The sequence below is a fragment of the Cupriavidus sp. H18C2 genome, from assembly GCF_049393795.1.
In the GTDB taxonomy this organism is placed as follows: Bacteria; Pseudomonadota; Gammaproteobacteria; order Burkholderiales; family Burkholderiaceae; genus Cupriavidus; species Cupriavidus pauculus_C.
Genome location: NZ_CP186010.1, coordinates 1,773,361 through 1,797,338 on the forward strand (window position 1 = coordinate 1,773,361; position 23,978 = coordinate 1,797,338).

General features: G+C 70.2%; 14 protein-coding genes. 6 read left to right on the plus strand and 8 right to left on the minus strand.

Features of this window, described 5'->3' with window-relative positions:
• Positions 1 to 13 precede the first annotated feature (13 nt).
• The 3 genes from EPAKOI_RS08105 to EPAKOI_RS08115 all read left to right on the plus strand — a co-directional run bounded on the left by EPAKOI_RS08105 (position 14) and on the right by EPAKOI_RS08115 (position 3,680).
• Complete coding sequence (locus tag EPAKOI_RS08105; protein WP_423193439.1) at positions 14 to 1,270, plus strand: CaiB/BaiF CoA transferase family protein; 1,257 nt, start codon at positions 14 to 16, stop codon at positions 1,268 to 1,270.
• Positions 1,267 to 2,067 carry an enoyl-CoA hydratase/isomerase family protein gene (locus EPAKOI_RS08110; protein WP_423193440.1) on the plus strand — a complete coding sequence of 267 codons (801 nt, stop codon included), beginning with the start codon at positions 1,267 to 1,269 and terminating at the stop codon, positions 2,065 to 2,067. The genes EPAKOI_RS08105 and EPAKOI_RS08110 overlap by 4 nt, the downstream gene beginning before the upstream one ends.
• Positions 2,068 to 2,508: 441 nt before the next feature.
• A protein-coding gene (locus tag EPAKOI_RS08115) for an IS3 family transposase (RefSeq protein WP_423192497.1) occupies positions 2,509 to 3,680 on the plus strand; the annotation gives its coding sequence in 2 pieces (ribosomal slippage) (positions 2,509 to 2,776 and positions 2,776 to 3,680; 1,173 coding nt in all).
• A 176-nt stretch (positions 3,681 to 3,856) separates the two neighbouring features.
• Here the strand turns inward: EPAKOI_RS08115 and EPAKOI_RS08120 are convergent.
• From EPAKOI_RS08120 to EPAKOI_RS08130, 3 genes are all read right to left on the minus strand, one after another.
• Positions 3,857 to 5,061 (minus strand): IS3 family transposase gene (locus EPAKOI_RS08120; RefSeq protein ID WP_423193501.1). Its coding sequence is split into 2 segments (ribosomal slippage): positions 3,857 to 4,743 and positions 4,743 to 5,061, totalling 1,206 coding nucleotides; the frame shifts between segments, so codons are not numbered across the junction.
• A 295-nt stretch (positions 5,062 to 5,356) separates the two neighbouring features.
• On the minus strand, positions 5,357 to 5,815 hold the full coding sequence (locus tag EPAKOI_RS08125; protein ID WP_124684249.1) for a (2Fe-2S)-binding protein: 459 nt from the start codon (positions 5,813 to 5,815) through the stop codon (positions 5,357 to 5,359).
• Positions 5,797 to 8,217: a molybdopterin cofactor-binding domain-containing protein gene (locus EPAKOI_RS08130; protein WP_423193441.1), complete on the minus strand. Its 2,421-nt coding sequence runs from the start codon at positions 8,215 to 8,217 to the stop codon at positions 5,797 to 5,799. The genes EPAKOI_RS08125 and EPAKOI_RS08130 overlap by 19 nt, the downstream gene beginning before the upstream one ends.
• Before the next feature lie 88 nt (positions 8,218 to 8,305).
• On the opposite strand from EPAKOI_RS08130, the gene EPAKOI_RS08135 reads away from it, so the two are divergent.
• Both EPAKOI_RS08135 and EPAKOI_RS08140 read left to right on the plus strand, forming a co-directional pair.
• The gene (locus EPAKOI_RS08135; protein WP_423193442.1) at positions 8,306 to 10,276 is read left to right on the plus strand and encodes a preprotein translocase subunit YajC; all 1,971 of its coding nucleotides are present in this window, start codon (positions 8,306 to 8,308) and stop codon (positions 10,274 to 10,276) included.
• Positions 10,273 to 11,871 (plus strand): GMC oxidoreductase, encoded by a 1,599-nt coding sequence (locus EPAKOI_RS08140; RefSeq protein ID WP_423193443.1) that lies wholly within the window; start codon positions 10,273 to 10,275, stop codon positions 11,869 to 11,871. Before EPAKOI_RS08135 ends, EPAKOI_RS08140 begins: the two co-directional genes overlap by 4 nt.
• A gap of 9 nt (positions 11,872 to 11,880) precedes the next feature.
• Here EPAKOI_RS08140 and EPAKOI_RS08145 read toward each other — a convergent pair whose 3' ends face one another.
• Genes EPAKOI_RS08145 through EPAKOI_RS08160 form a run of 4 tightly spaced genes read right to left on the minus strand, consistent with a single transcriptional unit; the run spans position 11,881 to position 20,277 of the window.
• Positions 11,881 to 12,879, minus strand: a complete 999-nt coding sequence (locus EPAKOI_RS08145) for a Bug family tripartite tricarboxylate transporter substrate binding protein (RefSeq protein ID WP_409559082.1) — start codon at positions 12,877 to 12,879, stop codon at positions 11,881 to 11,883.
• 42 nt (positions 12,880 to 12,921) lie between these two features.
• Entirely contained in the window at positions 12,922 to 15,369 is a 2,448-nt protein-coding gene (locus tag EPAKOI_RS08150) for a CaiB/BaiF CoA transferase family protein (protein ID WP_423193444.1), read from the minus strand.
• A gap of 10 nt (positions 15,370 to 15,379) precedes the next feature.
• Positions 15,380 to 18,688 (minus strand): carboxyl transferase domain-containing protein, encoded by a 3,309-nt coding sequence (locus EPAKOI_RS08155; RefSeq protein ID WP_423193445.1) that lies wholly within the window; start codon positions 18,686 to 18,688, stop codon positions 15,380 to 15,382.
• 38 nt (positions 18,689 to 18,726) lie between these two features.
• Positions 18,727 to 20,277: an acyl-CoA carboxylase subunit beta gene (locus tag EPAKOI_RS08160; RefSeq protein WP_423193446.1), complete on the minus strand. Its 1,551-nt coding sequence runs from the start codon at positions 20,275 to 20,277 to the stop codon at positions 18,727 to 18,729.
• Positions 20,278 to 20,451: 174 nt separating this feature from the next.
• Here EPAKOI_RS08160 and EPAKOI_RS08165 point away from each other — a divergent pair, with 174 nt between their 5' ends.
• Complete coding sequence (locus tag EPAKOI_RS08165) at positions 20,452 to 22,161, plus strand: sigma-54 interaction domain-containing protein (RefSeq protein ID WP_423193447.1); 1,710 nt, start codon at positions 20,452 to 20,454, stop codon at positions 22,159 to 22,161.
• Positions 22,162 to 22,165: 4 nt separating this feature from the next.
• On the opposite strand, the gene EPAKOI_RS08170 is transcribed toward EPAKOI_RS08165, so the two are convergent.
• On the minus strand, positions 22,166 to 23,398 hold the full coding sequence (locus EPAKOI_RS08170) for an MFS transporter (RefSeq protein WP_423193448.1): 1,233 nt from the start codon (positions 23,396 to 23,398) through the stop codon (positions 22,166 to 22,168).
• Positions 23,399 to 23,978: the final 580 nt, after the last annotated feature.

A 23,978-nucleotide genomic window follows, 5' to 3' on the forward strand; every position in this document is an offset into this window, starting at 1 on the left:
CCGGACGCTTCCGATGACGCCTTTCGATACTTCCTCCGCTACCGCATCCGCCAACGCCAGCCAGGACGCCGCCCGCCCGCTGCCGCTGGCCGGCGTGCGCGTGCTCGACGTCTGCCAGGTGATGGCCGGCCCGTACGCCTGCATGCTGCTGGCCGACCTGGGCGCCGACGTGATCAAGGTGGAGCCGCCCGACGGCGGCGACCAGACGCGCGGCGCCATGGGCTTCAAGATGAAGGGCCCGGACAGCATGGGGTTCCTGAACATGAACCGCAACAAGCGCAGCGTGACGCTGGACCTCAAGAGCGAGGCCGGCCGCCAGGTGCTCTACCGGCTGGCCGAATCGGCCGACATCCTGGTCGAAAACTACCGGCCCGGCGTGATGAAGCGGCTGGGCATCGACTACGACACGCTCGCCAGCATCAACCCGCGGCTGGTCTATGTCAGCATCTCCGGCTTCGGCCAGACCGGCCCGTGGGCCAAGCGCCCCGGCTTCGACCTGATGGCGCAGGCCATGTCCGGCGTGATGAGCGTGACCGGCTACCCGGGCGACGCCCCGGTCAAGTGCGGCGTGCCCGTGGCCGATATCGGCTGCGCGCTGTTCGCCACCTACGGCATGCTGGCCGCCTACATCGGCGCGAAGGAAACCGGCAAGGGCCAGTACGTCGATGCGTCGCTGTTCGACTCGGCGCTGGCGTTCTCGGTCTGGGACAGCGCCGAATACTGGGGCACGGGCCGCGAGCCCGAGCCGCTGGGCACGGCCAACCGCATGAGCGCGCCGTACCAGGCCATGCAGGCGTCGGACGGCCATTTCGTGATGGGCGCGACCAACCAGAAGCTCTGGCAGTTGCTGTGCAACACGCTGGACCGGCAGGACCTGCTGGCCGACGAACGCTTTGCCACGGTGGCGCTGCGGCTGGCCAACCGCCCGGCGCTGATCGCCGAACTGGAGCAGACGTTCGGCCAGAAGCCGAGCGACTACTGGATCGAGACGCTGCTGGAAGTCGGCATCCCGGCCGGCCCGATCCTGACCTACCCGCAGGCGTTCGACAGCGAGCACGGCCGGCACCGCCAGATGCGTATCGAGATCGACCATCCGATCGAGGGCAAGGTGCCGAACATCGGCTTCGCCGTGAAGATGGGCGGCACGCCGCAGCAGGTGCGCCGGCATCCGCCGCTGCTGGGCCAGCATACCGACGAGGTGCTGGCCGAACTGGGCATCGGCCACGACGAGAAGGAGGCGCTGGCGGCAGCCGGCGCGTTCGGGGCATGAGCGCGACCCCGGCGCCGGACAGCGGCCAGGTCACGCTGGCCGTCCAGGGACAGGTCGCCACGCTGACGTTCGACCGCCCGGCCGCCCGCAACGCCATGACGTGGGCGATGTACGAACAGCTAGGCAAGCACTGCCGCGATCTGGCAGGCCCGGGCGGCGCCGGCATCCGCGTGGTGGTGATGCGCGGCGCCGGCGGCGAGGCGTTCGTGGCGGGCACCGACATCGCCCAGTTCCGCGCGTTCACCACCGGCGACGACGGCATCCACTACGAGGAACAGATCGACGCCGGCATCGGCTTGGTCGAAGCGCTGCCGATGCCCACCGTGGCCGTGGTAGACGGCTGGTGCGTGGGCGGCGGCCTGGCCATCGCCACCGCGTGCGACTTCCGGCTGGCCACGCCCAACGCGCGCTTCGGCGTGCCCATCGCGCGCACGCTAGGCAACACGCTGTCGGCGCTGAACCTGGCCAAACTGCGCGCCGCATGGGGCCTGCAGCCCGTGCGCCGCATGCTGCTGCTGGCCCAGATCCTGGACGCCGACGCCGCGCTGGCCTGCGGCTTCCTGGAAGCGGTCCACCCAGCGACCGCAATCGACGCCGAAACCGCCGCGCTGTGCGACCGCCTGGCCAAACTGGCCCCGGTCACGCAGCAGGTGGTCAAGGAAGCCCTGCGCCGCCAGACCGTGACCGCCGTCGCCGACACCGACGACCTGGTCCGCCGCTGCTACGGCAGCGAAGACTTCAGGGAGGGGGTGACGGCGTTTGTGGAAAAGCGGTCGCCGGTGTGGGGTGGGAAGTAGCGACTGTACTGGTCAACCGGGATTGCCCTCGCGGTTTTGCTCCCCTCTTCCGCCCTGCCGGAGAGGGGCCGGGGGTGAGGGTATGGCGATGCAAATTGCCACCATCGCAACTTGACGCGCCGGCCCTCTCCCCTAACCCCTCTCCCGCAAGCGGGAGAGGGGAATCAATACGCGAGGGCTGATGGTTTTGCGCCACTCTCCCGCACGCCGAGAGGGAAACCAGTACGCAACGGCTAACGGTTTTCTCCCCTCTCCCGCCCTGCGGGAGAGGGGCCGGGGGAGAGGGCATGGCGGTGCAAATTGCCACCATCGCAACTTGACGCGCCGGCCCTCACCCCTAACCCCTCTCCCGCAAGCGGGAGAGGGGAATCAGATGTAGTGGTCCAATTTCCTCAGACAGGTCGATAGGTGGAAAATCACGATCGACGAGGAAAGGACGACATGACAAAGCAACGTCGCAAGTTCGACGCCAGCTTCAAGCTGGAGGTGGTCCGGATGATCCGGGACCAGGGGCTTTCGGTGGCCGAGGTCTGCCACACGATGGCCATTGGCGAGACGGCCGTGCGGCGCTGGCTGGCGCAGTACGACGCGGAACTGGCCGGCGGCAAGGGCATTGGCCGGCCGCTGACGCCCGAGCAGCAGCGCATCCGCCAGCTGGAGGAAGAGAACCGCCGCCTGAAGGAGGACAACCTGATCCTAAAAAAGGCATCGGCCTTCTTCGCCCGCGAGCTGAAGTGATCTATCACGCAGTCAGCGCGCTGGAGAAGGAGGCCGTGGCGGTCAGCCGTGCCTGTCGGGTACTGGGAGCGAGTCGCGCGGGTTACTACGCGCACCGGCGCGGCCGGCCGGTCAACGTGGAGCGCAACCGGCAGCAGATCCACGTACGGGCGGCATTCGAGGCGAGCGGGCGCACCTACGGCAGCCGGCGCGTAGCACGGGATCTGGGCAGACAAGGCGTGAAGATCGGGCGCTATCGGGCGCGCACGCTGATGCGCCAGGCCGATCTGCGTCCGGTCTGGAAGCGCAAGTTCGTGGCGACGACCAACAGCCGGCACGACCGGCCGGTGGCGCCGAACGTGCTGGGCCGGCAGTTCAGTCCGGTGCAGCCCAACCAGGCCTGGGCGGCGGATATTACCTACGTCCGCACGGCCGAGGGCTGGCTGTATGTGGCGGTGGTGCTGGACCTGTATTCGCGCAAGGTAGTGGGATGGGCCATGGCAGCGGCCATGCCTGCATCGCTGGTGGTCACGGCGTTGAGGATGGCGATCCAGCAGCGCAATCCGTCACCGGGCCTGATCGTGCATTCGGATCGGGGCAGCCAGTACGCGAGCGAGGAATACCGGGGCTTGCTGGGACGCCACGGCCTCATTTGCAGCATGAGCCGGCTGGGCGATTGTTGGGACAATGCGGTGGCCGAGCGCTTCTTCCTGAACCTGAAGATGGAGCGCATCTGGCAAAGGCGCTACGTCGACCGGGCTGAAGCCCGGCGCGACATTACGCAGTACATCGTCGGCTTCTATAACCCGGTGCGATTGCACTCGACACTGGGATATGAGTCGCCGCAGGAGTTTGAGGACAAGTTCAAACGCCAGACAACCTTAATACCTGTCTGAAAAAACTTGACCACTACAAGCAAACCGTTAGCCGCTGCGTACTGGTTTTTGATTCCCCTCTCCCGCTTGCGGGAGAGGGGTTAGGGGTGAGGGCCGGCGTGTCAAGTTGCGATGGTGGCAATTTGCACCGCCATGCCCTTGGATTTGCCCCCGTGTCCCCGGACACGGTCACACCCTTAGATTGATAAGGCCATCGCACGCCTGAACTCGCGCGGAGAGCGGTAATTCAGGGCGCTATGGGGATGCTGCTCGTTGTAGTGCTCGAAGGCAATGGCCAGATTGCGAACGGCCGTCTCGGCATCAGGCTTGGGCATAAAGGCGACATAGTCGCGCTTCATAGTCTTCACAAAGCTCTCGGCCATGCCGTTGCTCTGCGGGCTGCAGACCGGCGTGGTCAGTGGCTTCAAGCCGATTGCCGACGCAAACGCCTTGGTCTTGTCTGCCGTGTAGCCTGAGCCATTATCGGTCAGCCATTCAATTTCCGTCGGCGTCTTCAGCACGTTTCCAAAGCGATTCTCGACGGCGGCCAACATCACGTCGCGGACCACGTCACCGCTATGCCCGCCAGTGGTCGCCGCCCAACTCATCGCCTCGCGGTCGCAGCAGTCCAGGGCAAACGTCACGCGCAGTGGCTCGCCGTTGTCGCAGCGGAACTCAAAGCCGTCAGAGCACCACCGCTGGTTCGTCTTTGCTACCGCAACCTTACCCTCATGCCTGCGCTGCGGGCGTGGCGGGGCCACCCTGCGTTGCAGCAGCAGGCCGTACATTCGCATGACCCGATAGACCCGTTTCGCATTGACGGGCGGTGCACTGTGGCGCTCGCGCTCCCTGCGCAGTACACCCCAGACCCGGCGATAGCCGTAGCTGGGCAGATGAGCGACCGCATTGCGAATCTCCTCGACCAACCCTGCATCGTCGGTTTGTCGGGCGCTGCGCCCGTCCCGCCAGTCTGCAGGGCGAGCCAGCTTCTCTGCCACATTCGAGCGCGCTACACCGAGAACTTCGCAGACCCGCTTCACAGGTCGTCCCCCGGCAATGAGGGTGAGCGCGCAATCCATTTTCGCGACTTCATCACCTCCACTGCCTCACGGAGAATCTCGTTCTCCATAGTCTTCTTGCCCAGCAGGCGCTGTAGCTCACGGACTTGCTTGAGCGCGTCGCTCAACTCCGATGCCGGCACGACTTCTTCACCGGCACTGACCGCCGATAGGCTGCCATCCTGGTACAGCTTGCGCCAATGAAAGAGCTGATTCGGATTGACGCCATGCTGGCGCGCCACCATCGACACCGTCTTGCCCGGCTCGCAGCTCTCGCGCACCATCGCGAGCTTCTCGTCCGGCGACCACCGCCGCCGGCGCTCCGGCCCCGTCAACACTTCCACCAATTCCTGCTTCGTTTTAGTCATAAACACAGTCGTATGCCTACCCGCTATTGTAAGTGGGGGACTGTGTCCGGCGATTCAGGGGGCCGCTCCAGCCCTCACCCCCGGCCCCTCTCCCGCAGGGCGGGAGAGGGGAGAAAACCGTTAGCCGTTGCGTACTGGTTTTTGATTCCCCTCTCCCGCTTGCGGGAGAGGGGCCGGGGGAGAGGGCATGGCGGTGCAAATTGCCACCATCGCAACTCAACACGCCGGCCCTAACGCCTCTCCCGCAATCGGAAAAGGGAAACCAGAATGCCTACCCCCGCAAAGCCCCCGCCGCCTGCTTGATCGCCTTGCGGATTCGTGGATACGTGCCGCAGCGGCACACGATGTCCTTCATTGCCGCGTCGATTTCCTTGTCCGTTGGCGCGCGGCGGCGGGCCAGCAGCGCTGCGGCCGCGATCAGCTGGGCGCTCTGGCAGTAGCCGCACTGCACGACGTCGCAGTCGGTCCACGCCTGCCGCAGCGCGTCGGCCACGGGGCCGCGCAGGCCCTCGATGGTCGTCACGGACGCGCCCTGTAGCTGTCTGACCGGCTCGCGGCACGACGGCCTTGCCTCCTTGCCGACGAACACCGTGCACGCGCCGCAGACGCCGATGCCGCAGCCGAACTTCGTGCCGGTCAGGCCCAGTTCGCAGCGCAGCACCCACAGCAGCGGCGTTTCCGGGGCGGACCGCACGTCGACGGTCGTGCCGTTCACAGTGACTTGCACCACTTGCACCATCGGTCGCCCTCCCACAGTTCCTCGCCGGCCGGCAGCGCCGGTGGCGGCCGCAGCGGCAGCGTGTAGACGCGCTGGCCGGTCAGCGCCGCCACGGCGTTGGCCACGGCGGGCGCAATCGGCGGCGTGCCTGCCTCGCCCACGCCGTACGGCACCTTGGCCGGGCTGGCCATCACGTGCGTGACGATGTCCGGGCAGGTCTCCATGTCGATCAGCGGCACCTCGCTGAAGTAGTGCTGCTGCACCTGCCCGTCGCGGATCGTGACCGCCTGCTGCATGGCCGCCGACAGCCCGAACACGATGCCGCTTTCCATCTGCTGCACCACCAGGTCCGGATTGACGGCCACGCCACAGTCCACCACGCAGAACACGCGCGTCACGCGCCAGCCGTGTACCGGGTCGCTGCGCACCTCGGCCACCTGCCCCACGATGCTGCCGAACGATTCGTGCAGCGCCATGCCGCGCGCCAGGCGCTGGCCGCCCTGCTTCCACACCACGGGCCGCTTCCAGCCCGACAGCTCGGCCAGCCGCCGCAGCACCGCCACATGGCGATGGTGGGCCGGTGACTTGAGCAGGCCGATGCGGAACTGGATCGGGTCCTTGCCGGCGGCTGCCGCCATCTCGTCCAGGAACGATTCGACGAAGAACGCCTGATGCGAATGGCCGACCGAGCGCCAGTAGCCCACCGGGATGGGCAGCGCCACGCGCCGGTGGCTGACCTCGACGTTGGCGCATTCGTAGGGCTGGTCGAATGCGCCCTCGGCCATCGTGGCGTCGGGCAGCACGCGGGCGATGGCGCGCGGCAGGCCGTACGTGCGCGCCAGCGCCTGCCCGGACACAGACTGGCTGGCCGACGCCGCGCGCCACGCCACCAGGTTGCCCTTGTCGTCCAGCACGCCGCTGAAGCGCGACACGCAGGCCGGGCGGTAGAAGTCGTGCGCCATGTCCTGCGGGCGCGACCAGATCGTCTGCACGGCCTTGCCCGGTGCGCGCGCCGCGATCGCGGCGGCCTGCGCCACGTAGTCCACCTCCAGCCGCCGCCCGAATCCGCCGCCCAGGAACCGCTCGTGGATCACCACGTCGTCGGCGTCCAGGTTCAGCGCGCCGGCCACGGCGGCCCGCGCGGCCTGCGGCACCTGCGTGGATACCCAGACCGTGGCGCGCCCGTCGCGCACGAGTGCGGTGCAGTTGATCGGCTCCAGCGCGCCGTGCGCCAGGTAGGGCACCTCGTACTGCATGTGCAGCACCTTGCCGCCCTTTTCCGCGGTCTGGCGGATCACGGCGTCTGCGTCGCCGGCGCGGTAGTACTTGCGCGCGCTGCCTTCGTCCAGCGCCGCCACCAGCGTCTCGCGCACCCGGGCGCTGTTCCACTGCGCGGCCGGGCCGTGGTCCCACTGGTCGGGCGCCACGCGCAGGTCGCACAGCGCGCGCATGGCGATGAACGGGTTGTCGGCAATCACGGCCACGCCGCCGGTGCCGCCGTTGTAGCCATCCACGGGAAAGCAGTCGTGCACGCCGGCCGGCCGCGCAAACTTCACCTCGCGGCCCTTGTACTTGCCGCCCAGCGTCGGGCACATCAGCACGCTCGCGTAGCGCAGGTCCAGCGGGCCGGTTGCGCCGACGTCGCGCGCCAGTTCGGCGGGCACCACGTCGATGCCGAAGCGCAGGCTGCCGTCGAGCTTTGGCGCGGTCTCGATGCGCCGGATGCGCTGGCCGATCAGCGTGAACGACGCGGCGTCCTTGAGCCGGGGATGTTCGGGATGGGCAAGATCGCGGGCCGCCGTGACCAGCGCGCCAAACGTTGCCGAGCGCTCGGATGCCACGTGCCGCACGGTGCCGGCCTGTGCCACGCACTCGCGGGCCGGCACGGACCACTGGCGCGCGGCGGCGGTGCAGAGCATCTCGCGTGCCGACGCACCGGCCTCGCGCATCGGCAGCCACAGGTCGCGGATGCTGGTGGAACCGCCCGTGACCATCGACCCGAAATACCGCGACACCCGGCGCGACAGGTCGCGCGCCAGTTCCGCGTGCAGCCGCTTGTCGTCGTGCCGGTACGGCAGGCCGGCGCCCAGGTTCTCGCGGTTGATGTAGAGCGTGTCCAGCGGCGACTGCACCACGCGCACCTGGCGCCAGTCGGCGCCCAGTTCATCGGCCAGCAGCATCGCGGCGGCGGTGTGGATGCCCTGCCCCATCTCGGCCTTGCACATGACGATGGTCACGGCGTTGTCGGTGCCGATGGCGACCCAGCCGTTCAGCGGCACGGCCGGCTCCGGCACGCGCGGCGGCCGGCGTGCATCAAGCCGGTCGTCGGGGCGCAGCACCAGCCAGCCCACGACGAGCGCGCCAGCGCCCACCGCGCCGGCGCCGCCCACAAGGAACGCTCTGCGACTCAGCATGATGATCTGCAAATCGATCTTGCGATCACCTATATTAGGTGATGCGATCGATAACTGCGAGGCGCCTGCCACCCGGGGGAGGTCGACGATGCTTGCGAACGAGGAAGCGGGCCCCGCGGCGCCATCGGCCGCCCCCGCCACCGCCGCGCCGCCAGCCACCACGCGCCGCGTGGAGCTGTACACGCATGAGCCGATGGTTAACTGGCTCAGCCCCCTGCAACTGCTCAGGACGGCCGTGCGCGTCACCGTGGCGCGCACCATCGGCGCGTTTGCCGATGCCCGCGCGGTCCAGGCCGCGCTGAACCCCGTCGCCACCAACCCGCCGATTCCCGTCACCGCCAACGCGCCGGACGGCGCCGTGTGGGTCGACTACCTGGCCGATACCGGCGACGGCTGGCACTCCACCTATTCGATGGCGCTCTGCGCGAGCCACCCGGCGCGGCTGGCGGCCGATGGCGTCACGCTGCCGCGCGCGCAGGTGCTGCTGCTGGGCGGCGACCAGGTCTACCCCACGCCCGCGCACGGCGGCTATCGCACACGCTTTCTGGACCCATTCCGCGCCGCCTGCCCTGCCCCGCTGCCGCCCGACGCCGCCGGCAACAGCGAGGCCGCGATTGCCATCCCCGGCGCGCCGCTGATGGTTGCCACGCCCGGCAACCACGACTGGTACGACGGCCTGCGCGGCTTTGCGCAACTGTTCTGCACGGGCGCGCCGGTGGGCGGCTGGCAGACCCGCCAGCGCACCAGCTACTACGTCCTGCAGCTACCGCATGGCTGGTGGATCTGGGGGCTGGACCTGCAGCTCGAATCCGAGATCGACCGCCAGCAGTTCGACTATTTCAAGGCCATGCACGACCGGCTGGCACCGGGCGACCGCGTGGTGCTGTGCACGCCCGAGCCGAGCTGGATCGACGAGATGGAGCGGCTGTCGCGCACCCGGCGCCGCGCGTTTCCGTCGACCGAGACGCGCACGCCGCGCTTTCGCAGCCTGAGCCGCATCGAGCGGCTGCTGGGCGACCATCTGGTCGCGGTACTGGCTGGCGACAAGCACCACTACGCGCGCTACACGCCGGAGGCCGGCACCACGGGGCCGGAGCGCGTCACGTGCGGGGGCGGGGGCGCGTTCCTGCACGGCACGCACCAGTTGCCGGCGTCGCCGGAGCCGGTGGCGATCGGCCGCACACGGCAGCGCTACGTGCTGGCCGGCGCCGCCTATCCGGACCGCGACACGTCGCGGACCCTGCGCAACCGCGCGTGGCAGCTACCCGTGCGCAACGTCGGCCTGTGCACGCTGTTCGCGGCCATCTGCTTCCTGTTCAACTGGATTGTCCAGAGCGCCAGCCGCGCCACCGCGCCGCCGGGCCAGAGCCTGATGCAGAAGCTGGCGGCGCTGCCCATCGCGCCGGCCAGCCTGGGCGATGCGTGGCGCGCGCTGTGGATGACGCTGGCGAACAGCCCGGCGTCGGTGGCATTCGCCGTGGCCGTGATGGCGTTCTTCGCGGCGCTGTCGACGCGGGGCACGCGCAGCGCGGTGTCGCTGGCCGGGCTGGTGGGCGCGCTGCACGGCCTGCTGCACGTGGCGCTGGCCGCCGGGCTGTTCTGGGCGCTGGCCCGGCTCAACCTGCACGTGTGGGGCCTGCATGCCGACGACGGCTGGATGCTGCCGCTACTGCTGGCGCAGACGCTCGTCGCCGGTGGCGTGCTCGGCGGCCTGCTGTTCGGCGTCTGGATGGTCATCGCCAACCAGCTCTGGGGCCTGCACGCCGAGGAAGTGTTCTCGTCGCAGTCGATTGCCGACTACAAGGGCTTCCTGCGCATGCGCTTCGACGCCGACACGCTGACCATCCATCCGCTCAAGCTGGAAAAGGTGTGCCGCCACTGGAAGCTCGGGCCGGGCCTGGAGCGGCTGAACCGCATGGGCCGCACGTGGCGCGTGGCCGCGACGCCAGCCGCCAGCGGGCCGCGCTTCGTGCCCGATGCGGGCGAGCCGTGGCCGCCCGACGCGCTGGCGCGCACCGAGCCGCCCATCGTGATCCGCCGCACCGGAGCCGCGCCATGAGCGGGCCGCATCCGTACGACACGGTGATCGTCGGCAGCGGCTTTGGCGGCGCCGTGGCGGCCTGCCGGCTGGCGCAGGCGGGCCAGCGCGTGCTGGTGCTGGAACGCGGGCGGCGCTGGACGCCCGAGACCTTTCCGCGCGGCGACAACGACCCGTGGCTGTGGAACCAGAAGCAGCCGCAGCGCTTCAGCGGCTGGGCCGACGTGCGCACGTTTTCCGATATCTGGGTGATTGCCGGCGCGGGCGTGGGCGGTGGCTCGCTGATCTATGCCAACGTGTCGGTCGAGGCGCCGCCGCGCACGTTTGCCTGGGGCTGGCCCGACGATATCGGCCACGCCACGCTGCAGCCCTGGTACGACACGGTCGGCGAGATGCTGGCCGTCGCCCCCGTGCCCGACGCGCAACTGAGCCCGCGCGCGCGGCTGGTGGAAGAAGCCGCGCACGCCTGCGGCTGGGGCGACCGCTTTCGCAAGCTGCCGCTGGCCGTGAGCTTCCGCGACGACTGGCACCCCGACCTGCCCGGCGCGCGGGAAGACCACCAGTCGCGCCCGTTCCAGAACGCGCACGGCCGCTGGCAAGGCACCTGCGTCCATTGCGGCAACTGCGACGTCGGCTGCCAGGTGCTGGCCAAGAACACGCTCGACCTCAACTACCTGGCCGTGGCCGAGGACCATGGCGCGGAGATCCGCCCGCTGCATCTGGTGCAGCGGCTGGAACCGCTGGCCGATGGCTGGCGCGTGCGCTTCGACCAGATCGACCCGGTGGCGCAATCCCGCACCCCCGGCGAGGTCACGGCCGCGCGCGTGATCGTGGCCGCCGGCTCCATCGGCAGCACCGAGCTGCTGCTGCGCTGCCGGGACACGCATCGCACGCTGCCCCGGCTGTCGGCGCGGCTCGGTTACGGCTGGGCCCACAACGGCGATTTCGTGACCCCGGCGTTCTATCCGGGCCGCATGGTGTCGCCGTCGCATGGCGTGACGATCTCGGCCGTGATCGACCTGCTCGACGGCAGCGCGCCGAACGGGCAGGCGCTCTTTGTTGAAGACGGCGGCATCCCGAACATCGCGCGCAACTACATCCGGCGCCAGATGCGCCGCACGCGGCGCGGCCGGCTGCGCGCGCTGTGGCGCGAGATTGGCGGGCTGGTGGACGACGGCGACCCGCTGGAGACGATGATGCCGTGGTTCGGCCAGGGCGTGGACCCCGGCGACGGCCAGCTACGGCTCTGCCGCAAGTGGTACGCGCCGTGGCGGCAGACGCTGGAGATGAGCTGGCGGCACGAACCGTCGGAGGCCGTGATCGAGTCGATGATCGCCGCGCACCGGCTGCTGTCGGCCGCCACGGGCGGCAATCCGTGGGTGCCGCCCACGTGGCGCCTGCTCCGCAACCTCGTCACGCCCCACCCGCTGGGCGGCTGCAACATGGGGCGCAGCGCCGAAGACGGCGTGGTCGATTCCCACGGGCGCGTCTTCGGCTACACGGGGCTTTACGTGATGGACGGCGCCATCGTGCCGCGCGCGCTGGGGCTCAACCCGTCGCGCACGATTGCCGCGCTGGCCGAGCGCAACGTGGCGCTGCTGCTGCGCGAGGCGTAGGCCGGCGCGTCAGTCCAGCGTGATGGCCTCGCGCTGGATCACGGCGGCCCATTCCGCCTCCTCCTTCTCGATGCGCCTGGCGTACTCGTCGGGCCCGATCATGACCACATCGCCCTGCTGGCTCAGCGCCGAGCGGGCCTTGTCGTCGTCCAGCAGGCCGCGCATCACCGCGTTGACCTTCTGCACCACCGGCTGCGGCGTGCCGGCCGGGGCCAGCAGCCCGATCCAGAACGTGGCGTTGAACGGCTTCAGGCCCGCTTCCTCGACGGTCGGCACGTCCGGCAACTGGGTCATGCGCTTGGTGGCGCTCACCGCAATCGGCTTGAGCTTGCCGGCCTTGATCTGCGGCAGCGCGGTCCAGGTGTCGAACGTGGTGTCCAGCTCGCCGCTGATGACGGCAAGCTGGGCCGCCGCCGACGACTTGTACGGCACGTGCGTGGTGGACACCCTGGCGCGGTTGTTCAGCATCGCAAAGCTCAGGTGCGCGATATTGCCGGGCCCGGCCGAGCCGTAGCTGATCTTGCCCGGGTGCTGGCCGGCGTAGCGCACGAGGTCCGGCACCGACGCCACCGCGTGCTTCTGCGACCATTCCGGGTTGGTCACGAGGATGAACGGCGCCTCCAGGATCAGGGTCACCGGGGCAAAGTCCCGGGTCTTGTAGGTGCTCTTCTTGTACAGGTTCGGGTTGATCGTGATGCTGCTGGAATTGGTCACCATCAGCGTGTAGCCGTCTGGCGCGGCGCGCGCCACCTCGCCCACGCCGATCAGCCCGTTGGCGCCGGCCTTGTTCTCGACCACCACGGGCTGGCCCAGCGCCTTGGTCAGGCGGTCCGATACCACGCGGGCGGCCGTGTCCGTGAACGATCCCGCCGGGAACGGCACGATCAGCCGGATCGGCTTGGTCGGCCAGTTCGTACCCTGCGCGGCCACCGGGCCGGTCATTGCGCCGGTCATCGCGCCGGCCAGCAGCATCGCGGCGCCGGCTTGCAGTACTTGTCGCTTGTTCATGTTGTCTCCTGTCTGTTTGTCGTGGTGTCTGGCGGTGCGTCGCTACGCGGGAATCTTCGCGCCCTTGGGCCGGGCGTCCTGGCCGGTGATGCCGCGCCGCGCCAGGTCCGCCAGCCGTTCCGGCGGCAGCCCCAGCACGCGCGCCAGTACCGCGTCGGTGTGCTGGCCCAGCGTCGGCGAGACGCTGCGCGTGGGCACCGGCCCGGGCCCGGTGCGGAACCACGCCGTGCTGGCGATGTAGCGGCCCACGTGCGCGCGCTCCACCTGCTGCCAGAAGCCGCGCGCCCGCAGGTGCGGGTCGTCCAGCACCTGCCACATCGGCCGCACCACGCCCGCCGCGATGCCGGCCCGCTGGAGCTGCTGCATGGCCGCGTCGGCATCGCGCGTGCGGGACCACTGGCCGATGGCGTCGTCAATGCGGTCGTGCGCGGCGCGGCGGCCGGCGCCGTCGGCCAGCGTCGGGTCCATCGCCAGGTCGTTGCGGCCGATGGCCTGGCACAACGCCGGCCACTGGGCGTCGGTGGCGGTCAGCGCGATCCACGCGTCGTCGCCCGCGCAGCGGTAGATGCCGTGCGGCACGTTGAGCGGATGACGGTTGCCCTGCCGGGGCGATACGGAGCCGGCCACCGACTGTTCGATCAGGTACGGCGCCGTCATCGGCAGCATCGCCTCCACCTGCGACAGGTTCACGTGCCGTCCCCGCCCCGTGGCCCGCTGCGCGTACAGCGCCAGCAGGATGGCCGAGCCGCCGTTCAGCCCGCCAACCGGGTCGCCATAGGCGTACGACGTCATGGCCGGGCCGCCGTCCGGGTGGCCCGTGTACAGCGGCAGCCCGCTGGCCTGTTCCAGCGTGCCGCCATACGCGCGGGTGTTGCTCCAGGCGTTGCCAAGCCCGAACGCCGGCATCGACAGCATCACCAGCCGGGGATTGCGCGCGCGCAGCGCCGCGTAGTCGAGCCCGAGCTTGGGCAGCACCTCGGCCGAGTAGTTTTCGATCACGGCATCGGCCTGCGCCACCAGGTCCAGCAGCAGCGCCTTGCCGTCGGGCTGCGTCAGGTCCAGCGTGATGCCGAGCTTGTTGCGGTTCATCAGGTTGAAATTGGTGTTCTTCTCGTAGACGCGGTCGCGGTAGAACGCCTCGTTGAAGATGGCGCCGCGCCACCAGTCCGGGTAGCCGGTGCTTTCCACCTTGATGATTTCCGCGCCGAAGTCGGCCAGCGTGCGCGCGGCCAGCGGGCCGGCCCAGCCCATCGTCAGGTCGACGATGCGCAGGCCCTGTAGCGGCATCGCGTCGTCAACGGCGGGTGGCGGCCGATGGCGTGGCACGTGGTCCAGCCCGGCGCGGCGGTACAGCCCGTCGTGGGCGCCCAGCGCGGGCGCCGGGCCACCGGGCAGCGGGCCGGCGTCGCCCAGCGGAAACGGCACCACCGGGCCCTCGAAGGTGACGCCGTCCAGCGTCACCGGCACGAACGCGCCGCGCTCGCGGTGCACGGCTTGATCCAGCAGCGTGCGCATGTCGGGCACCACCACGGCCGGATGCTTGAGGTCGGCCAGCCGCTGGAACCACTGGGCCGCCGTGCGCGTGCGGAAGGCGGGCACCAGGATCGCGTCGATCGCATCGGCCCGCGCCATGCGCTCGGGCCCGCTGGCATAGGCCGGGTCGTCGGCCAGGTCCTCGCGGCCGATGGCCGTGCACAGCGCCTGCCATTGCGGCAGCGTGTGCGTGAAGATGCCGATCCACCCGTCGGCGGTCTCGTAGATGCCGCCCGGATGGGTGCCGCAGAACCGGTTCACGCCCAGCCGGCGCAGCGGATGGCGCTTGTCCTGCACCATCCCCGCTTCCATCTCCACCACGCTGAACACGCACTCGTGCACGCTCAGCACGTAGCGGCGCCCCGCCGTGCCGATCAGCCCGGCCACGGCCGCCGAGAACGCGCTCAGCCCCACGGCGATGGCCGTCTGCAGGTCGTGCGGCATATGCGGCGGGCCTTCCACCGGCCCGCTGCCGTGCACGGCGCCGGCCAGCGCGCGGCAGATGGCCTCGGACCCGGCAAAGCCGCTGTACGGACCGTCCTCGCCGAACCACGTCAGCACCACCTGCACCGGCATGTGCCCGGCCGATGGTTCGAGGATGGCGGGCACGTCCGGGCCGGCGTCCAGCGCGCGGGCGTCGAGCACGACGTCGCAGGTGCCTGCCAGCGCGGCCAGCCACGCATCGTCGCCGGCGTGCCCAGGGCGGACCATCACGCTGCGCTTGTTCGTATTGAGCCAGGCGAACAGTGCGCTCTCTGGCTGCGAATGGCCGGGCACGTCCACCAGCGGCGGCATCTGGCGCCAGGCATCGCCAGCGGGTGGCTCGGCCTTGACCACCTCGGCACCAAAATCGGCGAACAGCTTGCCCGCGTAGGCCACGGCGGGGCCGCTGCCAATTTCCAGCACGCGCAGGCCGGCCAGCGCCAGTTGCGACGGATCGGGTTGGGGTCGGGTCATGATGGCTCCCTTACCAGGCGTCGACAAAGCCACGGCGGGCACGGCTGCCCCGCAGTTCGGCCGAGGCGATGCCCTGCGCGATCCAGCGCCGTGTCTCGGCCGGGTCGATCACGGCGTCGATCTCGACGGCCGCCGCGGTGTTGATCGCATGGCCGCGCTCGTACGATTGCGCCACCAGCCGGTCGAACAGCGCCTTGCGCTCGGGGCCGTCCGGCACCGCCTCCAGCTCCTTCTTGAAGCCCAGGCGCACGGCGCCTTCCAGCCCCATCGGCCCGAACTCGCCGGTGGGCCACGAGATCGTGAAGCTGGCCGAGCGGAAGCCGCCGCCAGCCATGGCCATCGCGCCCAGCCCGTAGCCCTTGCGCAGCGTCACCGCCAGCAGCGCCACGCGCAGCTTCGCGGCCGTCAGGAACATGCGCGACACGTGCCGCACCTGCGCCCGCGCCTCCACCTCGGGGCCGACCATGAACCCCGGCGTGTCGATCAGCGAGACGATCGGCAGGCCATGCGCGTCGCAAAGCTGCATGAAGCGCGACGCCTTGTCGGCCGCGTCGGCGTCGATGGCCCCGCCCAGGTGGTACGGGTTGTTGGCCATGATGCCCACGGGCCGCCCCTCCACGCGCGCCAGCGCCGTGTGGATGCCCGAGCCAAAGCCGCCGCGCAGCATCAGCACCGTGCCCACGTCGGCAATGCCTTCGATGGCCTTGCGCGTGTCATAGACGCGCAGCCGGTTCTCCGGCACCACGTGGCGCAGGTCCAGCGGGTTCGGCGCGCTCCAGTCCGCCACACGGCCCTGGAACATCGACAGGTAGTGCCGCGCGGCGCGCGTGGCCTCGGCCTCGTTGTCGACCAGGATGTCGATCACGCCGTTGGCAAACTGCACCGGCGCCGGGCCCACGTCCTCGGGCCGGTACACGCCCAGCCCGCCGCCTTCGATCATCGCCGGGCCGGCCATGCCGATATTGGCGGACTTGTCGGCGATGATCACGTCGCAGCAGCCCACGAACGCCGCGTTGCCCGCGAAGCAGCGGCCGGAGACCACGCCCACCACCGGCACCTGCCCGCTCAGTTCCGCGAACGCGGCAAACGACGGCTGGTAGAGGCCGGACACCGACGGGATATCGACATCGCCCGGCCGCCCGCCGCCGCCTTCGCCAAACAACACCAGCGGCAGCTCGTCGCGCAGCGCCACCTCCACGATGCGGTCGGTCTTCACGTGGTTGCGCTTGCCCTGCGTGCCGGCCATGACCGTGGCGTCGTACGCCATCACGGCGCTGCGGGCGCGGTCGGCGCCGACCAGCGCGCCGTTGATGTTGCCGATGCCGGTAATCAGCCCGTCGGCCGGGGCGTTGGCGATCAGGTCGTCCTTGCTGCGGCGCGACGCCTGCGCGGCCAGCGCCAGCCCGCCGTACTCGACAAAGGTGTCCGCGTCGCACAAATCGGCGATGTTCTCGCGCGCCGTGCGCTGGCCGCGCGACCGGCGCCGCGCCACCGCGTCGGGCCGCGCTGCGTCGTAGAGAAACGCGTGGCGGTCCAGCACGCGCTGCAGGTCGGGGCGGATCGCCTGCGGGTCGTGGGCCTGGGCCGCGTCATCGGCGCCGCCGGCTGCCTCGCCCGGCTCCAGCACGATCAGCACCTGGTTCTCGGCGGCCAGCGCGTTCTTGTCCAGCCGCAGGTCCACCACGCGGCCGCCGCATTCGGCGACGATCGTGTGCTCCATCTTCATCGCGTCGAGCACGGCCACAGTCTGGCCGGGCCGTACCGTGTCGTTGAGCCGGACCGACAGCTCGACCACGCGGCCCGTCAGCGGCGCGCGCACGGCCACCAGCCCTTCGCCGATCTGTTCCTCGGGCTCGCTGGCGCGCGGCGTGGCCGGGCGGTGGGTGCCGCCCAGCAGCGCGTCCTGCGCCCGGCCGGCCTCGGCGATGGCGTCGGCGGCCTGCGTCAGTTCGGGCAGGATGGCCTCGAAATGGCGGGTGTGGATGTCCTGCCGTAAGAAGTCGTCGCGCTGGACCAGCGCGCGCAGCAGGTGCAGGTTGGTCGGCACGCCGACGATGCGGAATTCGGCCAGGCTGCGCTGCAGGCGCCGCACCACGGCCTCGAACGTGGGCGCCGCGCTGCTGACGATCAGCTTGGCCAGCAGCGTGTCGAAGTTCGGCGACGGCTCGTAGCCGGTGTAGGCGTGGGTATCGACGCGGACATCGGGCCCGGACGGCGCGTCAAAGCGCTCCAGCCGGCCATGCGCGGGGCGCGCCATGCCCTGCGCGTCGGTCATCTCGGCGTTGACGCGCACCTGCACCGCGTAGCCGCGCGGCTGGGGCGGCGCGGCGGGGTCCAGCCCCAGGTCGGCCAGCGTGCGGCCGGCGGCCACCCCAAGCTGCACGGCCACCAGATCCACGCCGGTCACCTGCTCGGTGATCGTGTGCTCCACCTGCAGGCGCGGATTGGCTTCGATGAACACGACATCGCGCTGCTCGCCCGCGTCGGTTTCCTCCACCAGGAACTCGAACGTGCCCAGGCTGCGGTAGTTCACGCGCCGCGCCAGCCGCAGCGCCGACTTGACGATCTGCTCGCGCAGCGCGGGCTTGAGCACCGGGCTCGGCGCGATTTCCACCAGCTTCTGGAAGCGGCGCTGCAGCGTGCAGTCGCGCTCGCCCAGCGCCACGACCGCGCTGCCGTCGCCGACGATCTGCACTTCGATATGGCGCGCCCGCGCCACCAGCCGCTCGGCGTACAGCGCGTCGATGCCGAACGCGGACGCCGCCTCGGAGCGGCAGCGCGCGTAGGCTTCGGCCAGGTCCTCGCGGCGGCGCACCACGCGCATGCCGCGCCCGCCCCCGCCGCCCACGGCCTTGATGACCACGCCGGCGCCGTCCTGCGCGTCGAAGAAGCGGCCGATGTCTTCCAGCGACGCGCCGCCCGGTGTCGACGGCATGACCGGCACGTCGCACTGCACGGCCAGTTCCAGCGCGCGGCCCTTGTCGCCGAACAGCGCCAGATGGGCCACGTCGGGCCCGACAAAGCGGATGCCGGCGTCCTGGCACGCCTGCGCAAAGTCTGCCCGCTCGCTCAGGAAGCCGTAGCCGGGGTGTACGGCGTCGCAGCCCGTGGCGCGCGCCGCGGCGACGATGCCGGCGATGTCGATGTAGGCGGCCGGACCGCTGCCGTCGAGCGCCACGGCCTCGTCGGCCAGCACGCGGTGCAGCGCGCTGGCGTCGTCCTGCGCGTACACGGCCACGGTGGCGATATCGAGGTCGCGCGCGGCGCGCAGCACGCGCAGCGCGATTTCGCCCCGGTTGGCGATCAGCAGCTTCTTCAAGGTGGTCTCCTGTGGTTCTTGTTGGTACGGCGCCCGGCTCAGGGCCGGATGCCAAAACGGCTGACGCCCGGCTCGCGCAGGGGCGCGGCCAGGTTGGCAAATTCGCAGAGCAGCGCGCGGGTATCGCGCGGATCGATGATGTCCTCGATGACGAACGCCTCGGCGCTGCGGAACGGCGAGGTCAGGCTGCGCACGCGCTGTTCGATCTCGGCACGCTTCTGCACGGGGTCGTCGGCGCCCTCGATCTCGGCCTTGTAGGCCACCTCCAGCCCGCCCTCGATCGGCAGCGCGCCCCAGTTGGCCGACGGCCACGCATAACGGAAGTTGAAGCGGCCCATGTGCTGGTGGCCGGCCGCCGACACGCCATAGGCGCGCCGCAGGATCACCGAGCACCACGGCACCGTGGCCTGGTAGACCGCCGCCAGCGCGCGCACGCCGTGGCGCATGATGCCGGCCTGCTCGGCCTCGCGGCCGACCTGCAGCCCCATCGTGTCGACCAGATGCACGACCGGAAGGTGGAAGGTCTGCGCCAGGTCGACAAAGCGCGTGAATTTCTCGGCGGCGTCGCGGTCCCAGCTGCCGCCGTCGACGGCCGGGTCGCTCGCGATCACGGCCACGGGCCAGCCGTCGAGCCGCGCCAGCCCGGTGACGACGGCGCAGCCCCACTGCGCGCCGGTCTCGAAGAACGAATCGGCATCGACCACGGTCTCGACGATGGGCCGGATGGCATAGTCGCCGCCCGGCTGGCGCGGGATGGCGCCAAGCAGCCAGTCGTCGCGGCGCGCGGTGTCGGCGGCCGGCTCGGCACGCGGCGGCAGCGCGTGGACCGACGCCGGCAGGTACGACAGAAAGCGCCGGGCCCGCGCGAAGGCCTCGTGCTCGGTGGGCACCTCGTCGTCGACCACGCCGTTGCGCGTGTGGATCTGGCTGCCGCCCAGCTCGTTCTTGCTCAGCGTCTGGCCGACGCGGGCCTCTACCGACGGCGGCCCTTCGTTGAACAGTTGCGAGGTCTCGCGCACCATCACCGAGTAATGACTCGACGCCACGCGCGCGGCGCCCATGCCGGCCACCGACCCCAGCGCCAGCGACACCACGGGCACCGTCGCCATGTTCTCCACCACGTGCTGCCAGACCTTCATGGTCGGAATCAGCGTGTGGCCCTTGATCTCGATATTGCGCACGGACCCGCCGCCGCCCGTGCCGTCGACCAGCCGGATCATCGGCAGGCGCAGGTCGTGGGCCATTTTCTCGGCATGGACGAGCTTGTCGCCCACCGCGCCGTCGTTGGCGCCGCCGCGCACCGTGAAGTCGTCGCCGACCAGCACCACGGGCCGGCCGTCGACCCGCGCGCGGCCCATCACGAGGTTGGACGGCACCAGGTCGACCAGCCGGCCGTTGCCGTCGTACCGGCCGCTGCCGCTCAGGCCGCCCACCTCGCGGAACGAGCCGGCGTCGGCCAGCGCGTCCACGCGCTCGCGCACCGTGAGCTTGCCGGCCTGCCGGTGCCGCGCCACCTTGTCCTCGCCGCCCATGCGCGCCGCCAGGCGGCGCCGATAGGCCAGTTCATCGACTTCGGGTTGCCAACTCACGCTGTCTCCGCTCGGATGTTTCCGAAGACAGTCGCACGACCCATGCCAGCCATCGGGCGCATTTGGCGGCCCGCCCGGGGCGTTGATTTCATTGTGTATTTCCGGACGCGCCGCTACGATGTCCCCCACGACGACATAACAGTGTCCGCACGACGGACACGACTGGAGACACCGGTGTCCTTGGAGACGACACAGCCACTTGGCGCGCTGATCTGCACGATCGACGGCGCGCGGGTGGCCGCCATCGGCCTGTGCGCCGATCTGGCCCTGGCCGATGCCGCGCAGGCAGCGCTGGCCACGGCCACCGACGCGGGCGATGGCCGCCGGCTGTTCCCGCTGGCCGCGGGCGACGCCCGGTACGTGGGCGTGGCGCTGGAAGACGCGCGGCACCGCGTGATCCTGATCCACACGGCCGACGCGCACGCCACGCTGTTCGACTTCCTCGGCACCGTGCCCTTTGCGGGCGCCATCCTCGACTACTTCCTCAACGATCCGTACCAGGCCATCACCGTGGTCGACCGCGCCGGGCGGGTGCGCTTTATCAGCCCCGTCCACGAGAAATTCCTTGGCATCGAGCGCGGCGCCGGGACGGGCCGGCCGGCGGCCGACGTGATACCGAATTCGCGGCTGCCGCAGGTGGCGGCGACCGGCAAGGCCGAGATCGGCCAGCTCCAGCAACTGAACGGCGCCACGCGCGTGGTCAACCGGATACCGATCCGCGCGCGCGGCGAGGTGGTGGGCGCCATCGGGCAGGTGATGTTCAAGGGGCCCGAGGAACTGGTGCGGCTGCACAAGGAATTGTCCGAGCTGCGCTCGGAGGTGGCGCGCTACCAGCGCGAGTTCGAAGGGCTGCGCGAGCGGCAGTCCACGCTGGGGCTGATTGGCGAAAGCGCGCCGATGCAGCGGCTGCGGCGCGAAATCCAGACCGTGGCCCCGCTGGACGTGCCGGTGCTGATCCTGGGCGAAAGCGGCACAGGCAAGGAACTGGTGGCGCGGGCCATCCACAACGCCGGGCAGGAAGCGGCCGGCGCACGGCCGCTGGTGAGCCTGAACCTGGCCGCGCTGCCCGCGACGCTGATCGAATCGGAACTGTTCGGCCATGCGCCGGGCGCGTTTACGGGCAGCAAGCGGCAGGGTCAGGCCGGCAAGCTCGAACTGGCCGCCGGCGGCACCGTGTTCCTGGACGAGGTGGCCGATATTCCGATGGAGATGCAGGTCAAGCTGCTGCGCGTGCTGGAGGACCACATGGTCGAGCGGCTGGGCAGCGGGCGGCCCCGGCGCGTGGATTTCCGGCTGGTGTCGGCGACCAACCGCGACATCCCGGCGCTGATCGACGCGGGCCGCTTTCGGCTGGACCTCTACTACCGGCTTAGCGGCGTGGTGCTGCGCATTCCGGCGCTGCGGCAGCGGCGCGAGGACATACCGGCCCTGCTCCAGCACTTCGTGGAGGCGTTCTGCGCGCGCAATGGCATGCCGGCGCCGCGCATCGACCACGACGTGCCGCGCTATCTGGCCGGCCAGCCGTGGCCCGGCAATGTCCGCCAGCTACGCCAGCGGGTGGAAGAGGCGCTGGTGTTCTGCGACGGCCGGCTGCTGCGCGTGGCCGATTTCGCACGCGGCGACGCGGCGCGCGGGCTGTCGATCGCGCCGCTGTCGCCCGAGCCCGATGCCGGCGCCGCCGAGGCGCTGCCCGACGCTCCCCTGCCCGTCTCGCCCATCGCCCATGACCCGGCCGGTGCGCTGCGCGACGTGGCGCACGCGGCCGTGCTCGACGCGATTGCCCGCCACGGCGGCAACAAGAAACGGGCCGCCGCGCAGCTCGGCATCTCGCGTTCGCACCTGTACAAGATTCTGGAGCGCGGCGGCGGGGATTCGTCGCGCTAGGCGGCTACTCGGCGGCCGGCACCCAGCGCGGCGTCTGGGTCCGGCCGATGTAGGCAAACGCGATCTGGATCAGCCCCATGGTCAGCCCCAGCGCGGCGCCGACCTTCCAGGCCAGCGTGTAGTTGTGCATCAGGTCGTAGAGCCAGCCGCCGCCGAACGCGCCGATGAAGCTGCCGATCTGGTGGCTGAAGAACGCCACGCCGGCAATCATCGCCTGCCAGCGCAGGCCGAACGTCTGGGCGATCCAGCCCTGCACCAGCGGCGAGACGCCGAGCCACAGGAAGCCCATCACCGCGGAAAAGACCATCGTGCTTTCGGGCGTCGGCAGCGTGTGGAAAAACCAGACGAAGCCGATCGACCGGCAGATGTAGATGCCGCCGAGCAGCAGCAGCTTGTTGACGCGCCCGCCGGCCCAGCCGAAGAACAGGCTGCCCAGCACGTTGAAGCCGCCGATCAGGCCGAGCGCCTTGGCCGACAGCATCGGGTCCATGCCGCAGACGTCCAGGTAGGCCGGCAGGTGCGTGGTCAGGAAGACCAGTTGCATGCCGCAGATGGTGTACGCCAGCGCCATGACCACGAACGGCGGGTGCCGCAGCGCCGCCATCAGCGCCTGGCGCCCGCTCTGGCCGGCCTGCGCGGGCCCGGGCGCCACGCGCACCGTGTCGACCCGGCCGCCATGCCACGCGGCCGGCACCATGATCAGCGCCAGCACCACGAACGACACCAGCCCCATGCGCCAGCCCCAGCTACCGGTGATGGCCTGCCCCAGCGGCGCCGCGATCATCGCGCCCAGCGAGCCCGACGCCGACACGCAACCCAGCACGAGGCTGCGCACCTGGGCGTTGACCGCGCTGGACGCGGCGGCCATCGCCATCGCCGTGCCGGTGCTGGCCATCGCCATGCCGATCAGCACGCCGCCGCCCAGGATGACGGCCCACAGCCCCTGCGACGTGGCCAGCAGCACCAGCCCGACCAGGTACAGCAGCGATCCGCCGACCATCAGCGGCCGGAAGCCGGTGCGCACGGCCAGCGCGCCGGCAAAGGGCTGCAGCAGCCCCCAGGTCAGGTTCTGCACCGCCACGGCAATCGTGAAGTCGCCCACCGAGATCCCGATGTCGCGCGTCAGCGGCGGCACGAAGATCCCCAGGCTCTGCCGCAATCCCATGGCCAGCGACAGCATGACGGATGCGCCGATCAGGATCGGCAGTACGGGACGCAGCGCGGCGAGACGAGACATACGGGGGCTCTGGTGACGCGGCCCGGGGGCGGCCGCCAATCGCCATTTTCGTTGAATCGTCAAGGAATTCAAATGCTCGGGAATACCGATGACGGCCTGCCCTGCGGAAAGGGGCGGCTGGGGCGCCCGGCCTTCCACCCGCCGATGTCGGGGCCGGTTCGCATCGGTTGACGTCAACAACCACGTTCATTGCGATAAGTTTTCTTATCGCAATGACGCCAATGCCGCACCAAAGCCGATGCCATTGAATCGGCCCACCCCCGTAACCGCATGCCCCACCCTCTGTCAACGGTTCATGCGCGTTAAGTGGAGCGATATACAGTCCTTACATCTTTTTACAGCACGCGAATAGCAAACTGACTAACTTTGAATCGCTCCAGCGCTGCATTGCATCAATCCTGTGATGATGTGCTGAGAGTGTCCATGGCGCGTCGCGCCTCGCAATACCTGCACGCCCATGCCGTCCGGCATGCGGGCAGTTCAACGGACCGGCGACACGGTCCTCACGCCTGTTCCGGCGGCGTTGCCACGGCCCGGAGCAAACGGCGCATAACAATTGGTTGGGGGACGAGAACGCAAG